Annotated in this window: 11 protein-coding genes and 1 pseudogene; 5 read left to right on the top strand and 7 right to left on the bottom strand. The window is 65.9% G+C overall.

Going from position 1 to position 13,308, the window contains the following annotated elements:
- Nucleotides 1-7: 7 nt before the first annotated feature.
- On the top strand, nt 8-841 hold the full coding sequence (prmC, locus tag IE101_RS02185) for a peptide chain release factor N(5)-glutamine methyltransferase (RefSeq protein ID WP_189632718.1): 834 nt from the start codon (nt 8-10) through the stop codon (nt 839-841).
- 222 nt (nt 842-1,063) lie between these two features.
- A pseudogene (locus IE101_RS20105) lies at nt 1,064-1,319 on the top strand (DUF4167 domain-containing protein); the annotation flags it as partial.
- A gap of 773 nt (nt 1,320-2,092) precedes the next feature.
- On the opposite strand, the gene rsmA reads toward IE101_RS20105, so the two are convergent.
- From rsmA to lptF, 6 genes are all read right to left on the bottom strand, one after another.
- Nucleotides 2,093-2,953 (bottom strand): 16S rRNA (adenine(1518)-N(6)/adenine(1519)-N(6))-dimethyltransferase RsmA, encoded by an 861-nt coding sequence (gene rsmA, locus IE101_RS02195; RefSeq protein ID WP_189632148.1) that lies wholly within the window; start codon nt 2,951-2,953, stop codon nt 2,093-2,095.
- A 68-nt stretch (nt 2,954-3,021) separates the two neighbouring features.
- Entirely contained in the window at nt 3,022-3,999 is a 978-nt protein-coding gene (pdxA, locus tag IE101_RS02200) for a 4-hydroxythreonine-4-phosphate dehydrogenase PdxA (RefSeq protein WP_189632149.1), read from the bottom strand.
- A gap of 3 nt (nt 4,000-4,002) precedes the next feature.
- Nucleotides 4,003-5,262 carry a peptidylprolyl isomerase gene (locus IE101_RS02205; RefSeq protein ID WP_189632150.1) on the bottom strand — a complete coding sequence of 420 codons (1,260 nt, stop codon included), beginning with the start codon at nt 5,260-5,262 and terminating at the stop codon, nt 4,003-4,005.
- 11 nt (nt 5,263-5,273) lie between these two features.
- Nucleotides 5,274-7,430, bottom strand: coding sequence for an LPS-assembly protein LptD (locus IE101_RS02210; RefSeq protein ID WP_189632151.1), 2,157 nt, complete (start codon nt 7,428-7,430; stop codon nt 5,274-5,276).
- Nucleotides 7,430-8,524, bottom strand: coding sequence for an LPS export ABC transporter permease LptG (gene lptG / locus IE101_RS02215; protein ID WP_189632152.1), 1,095 nt, complete (start codon nt 8,522-8,524; stop codon nt 7,430-7,432). The genes IE101_RS02210 and lptG overlap by 1 nt, the downstream gene beginning before the upstream one ends.
- Nucleotides 8,521-9,639: an LPS export ABC transporter permease LptF gene (gene lptF / locus IE101_RS02220; RefSeq protein WP_189632153.1), complete on the bottom strand. Its 1,119-nt coding sequence runs from the start codon at nt 9,637-9,639 to the stop codon at nt 8,521-8,523. Before lptF ends, lptG begins: the two co-directional genes overlap by 4 nt.
- A 149-nt stretch (nt 9,640-9,788) precedes the next feature.
- On the opposite strand from lptF, the gene IE101_RS02225 reads away from it, so the two are divergent.
- Both IE101_RS02225 and IE101_RS02230 read left to right on the top strand, forming a co-directional pair.
- Entirely contained in the window at nt 9,789-11,258 is a 1,470-nt protein-coding gene (locus IE101_RS02225) for a leucyl aminopeptidase (protein WP_189632154.1), read from the top strand.
- Nucleotides 11,258-11,722 carry a DNA polymerase III subunit chi gene (locus IE101_RS02230; RefSeq protein WP_189632155.1) on the top strand — a complete coding sequence of 155 codons (465 nt, stop codon included), beginning with the start codon at nt 11,258-11,260 and terminating at the stop codon, nt 11,720-11,722. Before IE101_RS02225 ends, IE101_RS02230 begins: the two co-directional genes overlap by 1 nt.
- Here the strand turns inward: IE101_RS02230 and IE101_RS02235 are convergent.
- On the bottom strand, nt 11,719-12,297 hold the full coding sequence (locus IE101_RS02235) for a retropepsin-like aspartic protease family protein (RefSeq protein WP_189632156.1): 579 nt from the start codon (nt 12,295-12,297) through the stop codon (nt 11,719-11,721). The two genes, IE101_RS02230 and IE101_RS02235, sit on opposite strands and share 4 nt — an antisense overlap.
- A gap of 230 nt (nt 12,298-12,527) precedes the next feature.
- Between IE101_RS02235 and rpsB the strand changes: the two genes are divergently transcribed.
- Nucleotides 12,528-13,292, top strand: a complete 765-nt coding sequence (gene rpsB / locus IE101_RS02240) for a 30S ribosomal protein S2 (RefSeq protein ID WP_189632157.1) — start codon at nt 12,528-12,530, stop codon at nt 13,290-13,292.
- Nucleotides 13,293-13,308 lie beyond the last annotated feature (16 nt).

Raw genomic sequence — 13,308 nt, forward strand, 5'->3', positions numbered from 1 at the left:
CCGCGCCATAACCGGGGCCGAGGCCTTTCGCGCCGCCGTCGCGCGGCTGACCGGGGCAGGGGTGCCCGATCCCGCGCGGGATGCGCGCCTCTTGCTGGCCCATGCCCTCGGCGTGACGCCAGACCGGGTGATGCTGGCGCTGCAAGACCCGCTGTCCGAGGACGCCGCCACCCTGTTTGACGCCGCCCTTGCCGCCCGATCGGCGCGCCAACCCGTCAGCCAGATCACCGGGCGGCGACACTTCTGGGGCCGGTCCTTCCGCGTGACGCGCGATGTGCTGGACCCGCGCCCTGAAACCGAGGGCCTGATCGCCGAGGCGCTGAGGGCGCCCTTTTCCGAGGTTCTCGATCTTGGCACCGGCTCCGGGGCGATCCTGCTGACGCTTCTGGCAGAGCGCCCCTTGGCCCAGGGCCTTGCGACCGATCTTTCACCCGCCGCCCTTGCCGTGGCGCAGGCCAATGCCGCGACGCTGGGCCTTGGCGCCCGCGCGCGCTTTGCCCAGGGCAGCTGGTTTGACCCGGTTGTGGGAAGCTTTGACCTGATCGTCTCGAACCCGCCCTATATCTCGGCCGCGGAAATGGCCGGTCTCTCGCCCGAGGTGCTGGAGTGGGAGCCGCATCTCGCGCTGACCCCCGGCGGCGACGGGCTGGACGCCTATCGCGCGATTGCCGCGGGCGCCCCGGCCCATCTGCGGCCCGGCGGGCGCCTGATGGTGGAAATCGGCCCCGCGCAGGGCGCCGATGTCGCGGCCCTGTTCGCCGCCGCGGGTCTTGCCGAAATTCGCGTCCTGCCTGATTTCGACGGTCGGGATCGGGTGGTGGCGGCGATCCGCCCCGCCTGATCGCGGAAATCGCGCAACAGGGGCGGAAAAACGCCTTAATTTCGGCACTCGCCCCAAGAATCCGCTTGTCAGCCGGGGCCGTGCATGGTTACTCGGAACCCAGCAGACAGGCGGTTTCGACCGGCGCCTGCGATCAAGCCGATAACTCGACGACACGCAGACCGGCAGGGCCGGATCGCTGCGGATGGTTGTCAAGGCCCCATACCCGGATCAAAGGTCAAGATGAGATCCTCCAAGTCCCGTTCGCGTTCCAAGTCGAACCGCCCGCGTTCCGTGGGCAATATCGTCAACCGCGTCTTCGACAGCTCCGGCCCCGAAGGCAAGGTGCGTGGCACGCCGCAGCAGATCATCGAGAAATACCTGATCCTTGCCCGGGATGCCCAACTCTCGAATGACCGCGTCGCGGCCGAAAACTTCCTGCAGCATGCCGAACACTATACCCGCATGCTGGGTGAGGCGCAGCGCGAGCTTGCCGCCGAACAGGAAGCGCGCCAGCAGCAGTATCAGCAAACCGGCAACGGCTTCCGTGACCGCGGCGATCGCGCCGATTACCGCGACCGTGGCGACGACCAGCCGGGTCTGGGTGATCAGCCCGACCTGCCGGAAAGCGGCTTTGGCGGCGGGGCAGAGGATACCATCCTCATCGACACGCCCGAGATGAAGCCGCGCGAACCGCGCCGCGACGACAACCGCCCGCGCAATGACCGTCAAGACCGCGGCGACCGCCAAGACCGGACCGAGCGTCAGGACCGTGGTGATCGGCAGGAGCGCGGCGAGCGCCAGGACCGTGGTGACCGTCAAGAACGCGGCGAGCGTCAGGACCGGAACGAACGCAAGGATCGGGGCGACCGTCCGGAGCGCAACGAAATCCGTGGCGAACGCCGCGAATTCCGCGCGCCCCGCCCGCAGCAGGATCGTCGCCCGCAGTCCGAAGAGACAAGCCCCAAGCCGGTCGAGACCGCCGCACAACCTGCCCCCGTGGTCGAGGTTGCCGCCCCGGAACCCGCCCCCATCAGCGAACCGGCCCCCGCCGCACCGAAGCGCGAACCCCGCGCGCCGAAAGCGGCCCCGGCAGAAGCCGCAAGCCCCGAAAGCTCGGCCCAGCCGGTCGCGGGCGATCAGCCGGCCGCCAAGCCGCGCAAACCCGCCGCCCCGCGCAAGCCGCGCGCGGAAAAGCCCAAGGCCGATGCCGCGCCCAAGGACAATTCCGAAGCTGCAGAATAAGAAAACGGGGCCAACTGGCCCCGTTTTTCATTCCGGTTTCTGCTCTGGCTTCCGGGCCACCTCGCGCGCCAGGGCGCAAAACCCCTCAAGCGAGATCTCCTCGGCCCGTGCCGTGGGCGCAATCCCCGCGGCCTCAAGCTGCGCCTCGATCTGCGGACCAAGGCCCTTGAGCGAGGAGCGCAACATCTTGCGCCGCTGGTTGAAGGCCATGGCCGTGATACGCGACAGCACCGCCTCATCCGCCGGATAGCGCGGCCCCGGCAGCCGCGTCAGATGCACCACCGCCGAATGAACCTTGGGCGCGGGCGTAAAGGCCTCGGGCGGCAAATGCAGCACGATCTTCGCCTCGCAGCGCCACTGCGCCAAAAGCGCGAGCCGCCCGTAGTGATCGGTGCGGGGCTTGGCGACGATGCGCTCGGCCACCTCTTTCTGGAACATCAGCGTCAGGCTTTCCCAGAAGGGCGGCCAGGACTTCGGCGTCAGCCAGCGGATCAGCAGCTCGGTGCCGACGTTGTAAGGCAGGTTCGCCACCACCCGGATCGGCGGGGTCAGATGCGACAGCACATCCACCTCCAGCGCATCCCCGTTGATGACATCCAGCTTGCCGGGATAGGCCGCCTGCACCTCGGCCAGCGCGGGCAGACAGCGCGCGTCCTTCTCGACCGCCAGCACCCGCCGCGCCCCTTCCGCCAAAAGCCCGCGCGTCAACCCACCGGGGCCCGGCCCCACCTCCAGCACATCGCAGCCCGACAGATCGCCCGCCTGCCGCGCGATCTTGGCCGTGAGGTTCAGATCCAGCAGGAAGTTCTGCCCCAGCTGTTTCTTCGCCACCAGCTCATGCGCCCGGATCACCTCTCGCAGCGGCGGCAAACCGTCAATCGTCGCCATCAGATCCGGCTCCTTCATCTTGGTCCAAATATCCCACGGGGGTCCGGGGGTGTGAAACCCCCGGCGGCTCACATCCCGCGCGCGGCCGCCATCTCATGCGCCAGACGCAGCGCCGCCACAAGGCTGCCCGGTTCGGCGATGCCCTTGCCCGCGATGTCAAAGGCCGTGCCATGATCGGGCGAGGTCCGCACGAAGGGCAGGCCCAGCGTCACATTCACCCCGCCATCGAAATCGATGGTCTTGATCGGAATCAGCGCCTGATCGTGGTACATGCAGACCGCCACGTCATAGGCCGCCCGCGCGCGCGGATGGAACATGGTATCGGCGGGCAAAGGGCCACGGATCGCCATGCCCTCGGCCGCCAGTTTCTCGATCACCGGGGCGATGATGCGGGCATCTTCCTGCCCCATGGCCCCGCCTTCGCCCGCATGGGGGTTCAGCCCCGCCACGGCGATGCGCGGATGGGCGATACCGAAATCACGGGTCAGCCCGGCTGCGGTGATGCGGATGATCTCTTCCAGCCCGGCGGCGGTCAGGGCGCGCGGCACCTCGGCGAGCGGGATATGGATCGTCGCCGGCACCACCCGCAGCAGCGGCGAGGCAAGCATCATCACCACCGTCTCGACCCGCGCCAGATAGGCCAGAAACTCGGTATGGCCGGGGTGCGAAAACCCGGCACCGTCCTTCAGCACTTTCTTGGCAATCGGCGCGGTGCAAATGGCCGATGCCTGCCCCTTCATCACGTAATCCACCGCGCGGGCGATCACCTCGACCACGCCGCGGGCATTGGCATAGGTGACCTTGCCGGGCGTAGCAGGGGCCGCAAAGGGATGGGGCAGCACGGGCAGCGCCGCGGGCAGAACCGCCGTGGCCTCGGCCGGGCTGGCGATCACCTGATACCGCGTCCCGTCGGGCAGGTGACGCGGATCGCCCAGCCAGAACAGCGGCACGCTGTCACCAAGAATGGCGCGCGCCTTCACGGCGATTTCGGGGCCAACCCCCGCCGGTTCGCCGCAGGTCAGGGCAACGGGACGCATCTCGGCCATGGATCACGGCTCTCGGATGATGGCTTCGGCCTTCAGCGTCGCCAGGTACTGATCCGCCAGCTTTTCCATCTTCTGGTTCAGCAGCTGGATACGCAGCGCGTTGCGATCCACCGGCTCTTCCCGCACGACACTGCGGCTGCAAAGCATGATCAGCTCTTGCTGACCAGCCTGAGTGCGCTCTGCGATCTCTCCGCGGTCCAGCCGCGACAAGACCAGCCCCAGATCCGCGGGCACAGCCGACATCGGCTGGCTTTCAATCGTGATCTGATCGGCGGGTACGCCAGATGCCATACCGTAAAAATCTTTGCAAATCTGCGCCTTGGCGCGGAGTTCTGCGAAAAGGGTGGAAGTTTCGCGTCCTGCCGGCAGGCGCAGGCGCGCATATTCCACCTGCACGGCGCTGCCATCGCCCGGCTTGCCTTCCACAAGGCTGCGCAGCTGGAACAGCGCCACCGCCCCCGGAATGGTCACGGGCGGGGAAATCTGCCCCGGCGACAATTGGCCGACCGCCGCCGCGACAACGGGCGGCAGGTTCGCCATTGGCATCGGGTTCAATCGGCCACCACGATCACGCGTGGCGGCTGCCGAGTAATTCTGCACGGCGGCGCTGAAGTCCGCCTCGCTGCGCACATTGGCCTGAATGTCACGCGCCAGCGCCAGGGCTTCGGCCTCGCGTCCCGGCTCGGCGGGGATGATCAGCTCTGCAAGACCCACGGTCAGGGCCGCCTTGCGCGTTTCGGCCTCAAGCGCGCGGTCGATTTCCTCTTCGCTGACCTTGGCATAGGCGGAATACTTGCCGCGCACGATCTCGCGCCACAGCAGACCAGCACTGACGAAATCGCGGAAGGTTTCGGGTTCGACCCCGGCTTCCCCCAGCGCCTTGATGAACTCCTCCGCGCTCAGATTGGCACGGGCAGCGAATTCCTCCATGCCCTTCTTCAGGTCATCCTCGTTCAGCTTGACGTCAAAGCGCTTGGCTTCCTGCTGGCGCAGGCGGTCATCGATCAGCCCTTCGAGCGCCGCCTTTTCCACATCGCCGGGCGCGCGCAGAAGCTGAAGGAAGCGCAGGCGTTGCTGGTATTCGAATTCCGTCACGGCGCGGTCATTGATGATGATGCGCGGCGCAAACAGGTTCTGCTGGGCCAGCACGGGCGCAGAAAGCGCGATCAGGCTTGCAGTCAGCAGGGGCAGGAAGCGGAACATCTTGGGGCGGTCTTTCCGTTGCGGCCGGGGGCCAAAATCCATGCGGGGCGTCGGGGTCATGGTCGGTCTCCTCATCCGCGGCAGGCCCGCGCGGGGCCAGCCGTTGCCTTGCCGCCAAAGCCAAGCAGATCGACCGAAACCCCGATATTCGTCGTCGGCTTCACACTAGTCGAGGTCGTGAAGCGGCGCGAGAGGGAAAGATCGACCTTCAGGCATTCGTTGCGGAACTCGAACCCGATGGCAGCACGATTGGCGCGATCTGCCTCAAGGTCATAACGCCCTGACAGCTTGCCGGTCCAGGTCGGGGTCAGCGCGTAGCGGCCATCAAAGAAAAGCTCTTGCGTATCGACCGGGCGATTTTCCGAAGTATCGGCCTGAAGCCAGACATAGGAGGTCGAAAGCCCGTATTTCTGCATGTCGAGATCAAGCCGCAGCTCGGCCTTGGTCAATTCGTAATCCGGGTCAAGGAGCGCGCGCCCGGTGGCCGACAGGCCCTGCGGCAGGCTGACCTGTCCGCTCAGCAGCCAGTCGGAATTGATCCCGTCCAGGCCCGAGGCTGCCGTAAACTGTGCCTCATCCGCCATGCGGTAGACCCGGCCTGCCGCCATCGCCAGGCTCCAACCTGCGGGGTCAAAGCGGGTCCAGCTGAGACCAAGGTTCATGCGACGGCCTTCCTCGCGCCCGTCAGAGCCGGAGAAGCGCCCGAGCGAAAAGAGGTTCCCCTCATCGAATTCCACCAGCGCACTGTCCTCATTCGGAATGTCGCTGGTATCCGAAGGGGCCACGACCACCTGCGCCACCGGTTCGATGACATGGGCCGCGCCATCGGCGGTGCTGCCGGTCCAGGGCCAGCGCAGCTCGGCCGCGGCGGCGCCATGCAGGCGCGTGACGGTCCCGGCATATTCGGCATCCTGCCGGAAGCTGTAGATATCGGCCGTGCCTTCCCCGAAGACCGACCCCACCAGCCCCGGCCCGAAGATCCAGTTGCGCCGCCAATCGGCCCGCACCGACAGGCGCGAGACATCGCGCCCGTCGGCGATGTCATCGGGGTCGATGTCGCTGTCGAATTCCGAGTCCGAGCTGCGGTAATGGCTGTGGGCCTGCACGCGCAAACCCGCCTCGCCGCCAAGGGGGCCGCCGGAAAAGCGCCGGTGAAGGGTGAAATCCCCAATCAGTGTCGGAAGCGTGGCATTGCTTTCAAGCTGGCCGCCGATATCCCGGATCGAACGGTAATTGACGATCCGACCCTGCACATATTCGTTGCGGCGGGTGCGGCTGACCTCGACGCTGCTTTCGATGCGGTCCTCATCCGAAATGCCATAATCCAGCAGATAGGCCTCATCCTGAACCACGGTGCCACTGAAGCGCAGTTGAAATCCGTCGGGCAGGCGGAAATCGCCCTCGGCCACCACATAGCCGCGGGCCTGTCCCGGCAGAATGCTGTCGCGCGACGAAGCGGCCGTGATTTCTATGCTGCCAGAGGTGAAGGCCTCGCGGTAGCGCAGCTTCAGGGTGCGCCCGTCCTTGGTGGACAGAAAGGGCGAAACCGTCAGGTCGCGGCTGGGGCCAAGCGCGATGAAATAGGGAAGCTCGATCCCGGTGCCCAGATCGGTCGTGGTGCGGAAGGTGGGCGCCAGAACGCCGGTTGCGCGGTTCAGCGTGGGGTCGGGCATCCGCAGTTGCGGAACATAGGCCACGGGCAGACCCGCCACCCGCAGCTGTGCGCCGCTGAACCATAGCTGTCGTGCGACCTGATCATGCACCACCTTGTCCGCCCGGATTTCCCATAAGGGCACCGGATCAATGGTGCAGACCTGGCAGGAGGAGGCGACCGTATCGGTCAGCTGCGTATAGCGCCCCTGGGTGCGAAACATCTGCCGCGCGGCAATCTGCATCTGGCGGTTCAGCACGAAGCGGGCCGAGGTCAGCAGACCTTCGGACAGGTCGGCCGAAAGCTCGGCCCGTGCGGCGGTGATCACATGCCCGGCCGGATCGGTGACGGTGATCGGGCCTTCGATCGTCAGATGATCCCTGGTCCGGTCATAGCGCACGCCCGCCGCGCGCAGGATCTGGCCCTTGTAGCGCACCTCGACATTGCCCGTTGCGGTCAGCAGGCTATCGCCGGCGATGGCCACCTGATCGGCCTGAAGCGAGGCCATGTCCTGCCCGACCGCCGCCAGCGGCGCCACGGTCAGCAGAAGGGTTGCAATCAGGCGTCGCAGGCGCATCAGCCATCCTCCAGATGCAGCAGCAGCCCCAGCGCAAACAGCGCCGCGGCAAGGGGCGGGGCCCAGGCGGCCGCCATGACCGGCACCTGTCCGTTTTCGCCCAGAACCTGCCCGAAATTCCGCAGGAAGAAGATCGCAAAACCACCGAGGATCGCCATCAGGACATAGATCCCGGTCTTGCCGAAACGGGCGTGGCGCATGGTGAAACCCGCCGCGATCAGCACCATGGCCCCCATCAGAAGCGGCAGCGCGAGCTGCATCTGCAGCCAGACCTGGTGGCTGCGGGCAGAAAATCCGGCGCGCTCCAGCCCGGCGATATAGGCGGGCAGATCCCAAACCGGAATGGCCGCAGGGCTGCCGAAACTGTCGCGGATGGCATCGGCCGTCAGATCCGAGGGCAGGGTGCCACGCGGCTGGAAGGTGGCCGCGGCCTCGGGGTTCAGGGCGTTCAGCGTCCAGCGTTTGGCGTCCTGCAGCTCCCATGCGCCGGGGGTCAGACGGGCGACCTCGGCCTCGATGCGCTCCATCGGAAGGCCCTCGGCATCAAAGGTCAGGAAGGTCGCGGCATAAAGCTGCGTCCCGTCGGAATTGGCGCGCGCCGCATGAATCACCGTCTGCGAGGTTTCATCCCCCTGACGCAGCCACAGCCCTTGATCGGAGACGGAAAGCACGCGTTCCGCCCCCCGCGCATAGCCGGAATAGAGCGTTTCATAGGCCTTCGACGTGGCCGCAACCAAGGGGTTCAGCACCGTCACCGCAAAGGCGCCGATCAGCAGCGCAACAACCACGGGCGCCACCAGAAAGCGCAGACCCGACCGTCCGGCCGCCCGCACCACCACCAGTTCAGAGCTGCGGGCCAGTCCGATGAACAGCGCGATGGCCGACAGGATCATGATCAGCGGCAGGATGTTGTAAAGGCTTTCGGGAACATTCAGCGCCGACAGATGCGCCGCCTCGACCAACCCGACCCCGCGCGAGGAGAGGCGGCGCAGCTGGTCCAGCATGTCGATCAGCATGAGGATCGCGAAGAACACCGCGAACACCCGCAGGAACATGCCCAGAAAACGGCGCGCGACGTAAAGGCTCAGGGTCATGACGCCTCCCGCGGGTGGCGCAGGCGGCGGGGGCGCTGCGTGATCCACAACAGGACGACGGCTATAAGACAGCCCCCGACCGGCGCCAGATAGACCAGGGGCCAGCCCTGATCGGACCGCATCGCCGCACCCGAGGCCCAAGTATGGATCAGTTGCACGAAAATCAGCAGCCCAACCCCCAGCGCGGTCTGTCGCCACAGCCCGAAGCGGGAAAAATTGCCCTGCAAAAGTGCAGCAAACCCCAGAAGTGCCGCCGCGACCGACAGGAAGGGCATGGCAAAACGCAGATGCGCCTCGGCCAGAAAGTCCGCCCGTGTCTTTCCCGTCTCGGCCACAAGCGCGGGATCAGCGCGCAAGAGATCGGCGGTGGACAGCTCGTCGATCTTGCGCTTGGCCGTATCCACCACGCTGAAGAACCGGCCAAGGTCATAGGTGAAATCGGCAAAGCGCGTCACCGACAGGCGGCGGCTTTCGCCCACCAGCTGCACCATCCCGTCAAACATGATGAGCTTGGGCCCGGTGTCGGCCCGCACCAGCAGCGCGCGGCGCGCGGTGTAAAGACGCCGCTCGGCCGGGTCGCGGTCATCGGCCAGAAAGACATTCCGCAATTCGCCCTGATCGGAAATCTGCCCGATATAGAGCGCGACCTTGTCGGTCGGATGCTGGAATTCGCCCGGCGTCAGAAAGCGCGAGGTCACATTCTCGGAAATCTCGGCCGAACGGGCGGCGAGCATCGCATGGCTTGCCGGGACCAGGACATGCATCAGGACCGCCAGCATCAGCGTGACGCAGAGCCCGAAGTACAGCACGGGACGCGCCAGCCGGAAGGCGGAAAAGCCCATGGCCTGCATTACCACCAGCTCGCTGTCGCCAATCAGCCGGTTCACGCCATAGACCGTGCCCACAAAGGCCGAGATCGGCAACACGAGGCGGATCACATTGGGCAGCGTCAGCAACGAAAATTCAAGAAAGACCAATGCGGTCTGCCCGTCGCTGATCAATTCGTCAAACAGCCCGACGGCGCGGTTGACCCAATAGATCGCGACCAGCACCAACGAGAAGAAGCCGAACAGCGCCAGCAAATGCGACAGCATGTATCTGTCGAATCTCGACACGTTCACCTCTTGCTCATCCTTGGGTCGCGCGGGACGCTAACCGAAATCCCCGGCGGGGAAAACTGCTATCTGGTCAAGCGCCCGGCGGGGCGCTAGCCTTCCGGCGGAAGCCCGCCTGACGCGGCGCCAAGACCTTGCCGGAGAACAGCATGTCCCATCCCGTTCCGATCCAGTTCCAGCCCCTCGATGCCGAAGCCCTCGCGCAAGCGCCGGGGCGCCTTGCCCTGATCGTGGATGAGGGCGGCAAGCTGGGGGCAGCCGGTCGCAAGCTTGACAAGCTGATGCGCGGCGCGCTGCAGCGGTTCCTGGCCTCGGACGCATTTGGTAAGCTCAAGTCGGGCGAAAGCGCCGATCTGGCCTGGCCCGCGGGTCTGGCGGCCGAGGCGGTGCAGGTCGTGAAACTCGAGCGCAAGGCCGATGTGGCGCAGGCCCGCAAGGCAGGTGCGGCCATCGGCAAGGCGCTGTCCAAGGCGGGCACGCTGGTTCTGGCGGAAAACGTCAAACACGCGGCAGAGCTTTCCTTCGGTCTTGCGCTGCGGGCCTATGACTTCACCGCCCACAAGACCGGCGAGAAGAAAGAGCCCGGCACTGTCACCCTGATGGTGGCCGAACCCGAAGCCGTGGCCGCGCAGGCCGGTCCGTTGGCCGCGTTGGCCGAGGGCGTGTTCTTCACCCGCGATCTGGTGAATGAACCGGCCAATGTGCTGACCACCTATGATTTCGCCGCCCGTCTGGCCGCGATGCAGGAGCTGGGGCTTGAGGTTGAAATCCTCGAAGAGGAAGAGCTGACCAAGCTGGGCATGGGCGCGCTGCTGGGCGTGGGGCAGGGGTCGGAAAGCCCCTCGAAGGTCGTGGTCATGCAATGGAAGGGCGGCGCAGAGGGCGAGGCCCCGCTTGCGCTGATCGGCAAGGGCGTTGTCTTTGACACTGGCGGCATCTCGATCAAGCCGGCCGCAGGCATGGAAGACATGACCATGGACATGGGCGGGGCGGGTGTCGTGTCGGGCGTGATGCGGACGCTGGCGCTGCGCAAGGCCAAGGCCAATGTCGTGGGGCTGGTGGGTCTGGTGGAAAACATGCCCGACGGCCGCGCACAGCGCCCCGGCGATGTGGTGAAATCCATGAAGGGCGACACGATCGAGGTCATCAACACCGATGCCGAGGGGCGTTTGGTGCTGGCCGATGTGATGTGGTATGCGCAGGACCGCTTCAACCCCTGCGGCATGATCGATCTGGCCACGCTGACCGGGGCCATCATCATCGCGCTGGGGCATGAAAACACCGGCGTGTTTTCCAACAATGATGCCTTCTGCGAACAGTTCCTGCGCGCCGCCAAGGCCGAGGGCGAGGGCGCCTGGCGGATGCCGATGGGCGATGCCTATGATGCCAAGCTGAAATCCCGCATTGCCGACATGATGAACGTGGGCGGGCGCGACGGCGGGGCGATCACCGCGGCGCAGTTCCTGCAACGCTTCGTGAAGCCGGAAACGCCGTGGATTCACCTCGACATCGCGGGGACGGCGCTGCTCAAGTCCGACTCGACCCTTGCGCCCAAGGGGGCGACGGGCTGGGGCGTCATGGCGCTCAACCGCCTGATCCAGGACCGTTTCGAGCGCTGATGGTTCAGGTTCTCTTCTATCACATGACCCGGTCCACCGTCGATGAGACGGTGGCCACCCTTGCCACCCGCGCGCTTGGTGCGGGATGGCGCGTCATGCTGCGCGGCACGGATGCCGAACGGCTCGACTGGCTGGACCAGAAGCTTTGGCTGGGGGCCGAAGATGATTTTCTGCCCCACGGCCTTGCGGGGGGCGACCATGATGCCGATCAGCCGGTGCTGATGGGCACTGGCCCCATGACCAATGCGGCGCAGGCCTTGATGCTGGTCGATGGCGCGCGCCCCCTGCCGGGCGAGGCGGCGGGGCTGGAACGGATCTGGGTGCTGTTTGACGGGCAGGACGGCGGCGCCGTGGCCGATGCGCGCAGCTTCTGGAAAGAGGTGGTGGCCCAATCGCTGCCCGCGCAATACTGGTCGGACGAAGGCGGGCGCTGGGAAAAGAAGGCCGAGAAGGTGCCCGCCTAACCCCGGCGGGTCAGGATCATGCGATTTCCGTCAATCTCGATCCGGTAAAGCCGCAGATAATCCATCCCCAGCAGAGACACATCCATATCACCATCGGTGACATAGGCGGGCAGCCGGGCATCGCGGAAATCCCCCAGCTGCACATCCGACAGCATCACCCGCGCGGTGCGGATGATGCCATTTGCCGTGGCCGCACGGCCGACAAAAGCGAGCCGGCTTGCATCAACCCCCAGCCGCCCCGCGTCCCGGTTGCTCAGCACCACATTGCTCGCGCCGGTATCCACCATGAAGCGAACAGGCGTGCCGGAGATGTTCAGCGTCAGGTGAAAATGCCCGTCGCCGTCGCGCGTGACCTCGATCCGCTCGCCCTGCACCTGCTGCACCGATAGAAGCTGCGGGCGCACATCCGACCACAGACCATAGCCCGCGACCAAGCCCAGAAGGATCATCCCCCAGGCCATCAGCATCCGCAGGGTCTGGCCCAACCGGGCCCGGAATTCCGTCAGCATCCAGCCCCCCAAAGCCGCCAGAAGCAGCAGGATATAAAGAAGCCTTGGCAGAAGATCGCTGTCCATGCGACAAGAGGTAGGCGCCCACCCGCGCCCGCGCAACGTCCCGGACCGCAGATTTCGCACCGTCCGCCGGGCAAAAATCTGCGCCCGAGACTTGCAATCCTGTCCGCCCCCCTGTAAGGCAGCGCCACTTCACAGGCGAAGTTTGGGCCGTGCAGGGGAGAAATCCCTGCAGGTCCGCCGGTTGGGAGAGATCCCTCAAGACTTCGCCGAGGCGCAAACCGGAAAGGACCATGGACATGGCGCTCCCTGATTTCTCGATGCGTCAGCTGCTCGAAGCTGGCGTTCACTACGGCCACCAGACCCAGCGCTGGAACCCGAAGATGGGCGAATACATCTACGGCGACCGCAACGGGATCCACATCATCGACCTGACCCAGACCGTCCCGATGCTGGACCAGGCTCTGAAGGTCGTGCGTGACACCGTCGCCAAGGGCGGCCGCATCCTCTTCGTCGGCACCAAGCGTCAGGCTCAGAAGTCGGTCGCCGAAGCCGCTGAAAAATGCGCGCAGTACTACATGAACCACCGTTGGCTGGGCGGCACGCTCACCAACTGGAAAACCGTTTCGCAGTCGATCCAGCGTCTGAAGCAGATCGACGAGCTGATGGCGAACGGCGCCGAGGGCCTCACCAAGAAAGAGCGCCTGAACATGGAACGCGAGCAGGCCAAACTGCAGGCCTCGCTGGGCGGCATCCGTGAAATGGGCGGCCTGCCGGACCTGCTGTTCATCATCGATGTGGGCAAGGAAGACCTCGCCATCCTCGAAGCCAAGAAGCTGGGCATCCCGGTCGTCGCCGTTGTCGACACCAACTGCTCGCCCAAGGGCGTTGACTATGTGATCCCGGGCAACGACGACGCCGCCCGCGCGATCGCACTCTACTGCGACCTCGTGGCCCGCGCCGCCCTGGACGGCATGTCGGCCCAGCTGGGTGCCGCCGGTGTCGACCTGGGCGCGCTGGAAGAAGCGCCGGCTGAAGAAGCCGCCGTCGAGGCCTGAGGTTGAACAAGGGGCG

Source organism: Gemmobacter lanyuensis, from assembly GCF_014652355.1.
Classification (GTDB): Bacteria; Pseudomonadota; Alphaproteobacteria; order Rhodobacterales; family Rhodobacteraceae; genus Gemmobacter; species Gemmobacter lanyuensis.

What these genes read in the sequence shown, in the direction of transcription:
- lptG (WP_189632152.1), bottom strand. Translation starts at nt 8,524, where the DNA reads ATGACCCTGAGCCTTTACGTCGCGCGCCGTTTTCTGGGCATGTTCCTG.
- IE101_RS02205 (WP_189632150.1), bottom strand. Translation starts at nt 5,262, where the DNA reads ATGACCCCGACGCCCCGCATGGATTTTGGCCCCCGGCCGCAACGGAAA.
- IE101_RS02235 (WP_189632156.1), bottom strand. Translation starts at nt 12,297, where the DNA reads ATGGACAGCGATCTTCTGCCAAGGCTTCTTTATATCCTGCTGCTTCTG.
- IE101_RS02230 (WP_189632155.1), top strand. Translation starts at nt 11,258, where the DNA reads ATGGTTCAGGTTCTCTTCTATCACATGACCCGGTCCACCGTCGATGAG.
- IE101_RS02225 (WP_189632154.1), top strand. Translation starts at nt 9,789, where the DNA reads ATGTCCCATCCCGTTCCGATCCAGTTCCAGCCCCTCGATGCCGAAGCC.
- rsmA (WP_189632148.1), bottom strand. Translation starts at nt 2,953, where the DNA reads ATGGCGACGATTGACGGTTTGCCGCCGCTGCGAGAGGTGATCCGGGCG.
- pdxA (WP_189632149.1), bottom strand. Translation starts at nt 3,999, where the DNA reads ATGGCCGAGATGCGTCCCGTTGCCCTGACCTGCGGCGAACCGGCGGGG.
- IE101_RS02210 (WP_189632151.1), bottom strand. Translation starts at nt 7,430, where the DNA reads ATGCGCCTGCGACGCCTGATTGCAACCCTTCTGCTGACCGTGGCGCCG.
- rpsB (WP_189632157.1), top strand. Translation starts at nt 12,528, where the DNA reads ATGGACATGGCGCTCCCTGATTTCTCGATGCGTCAGCTGCTCGAAGCT.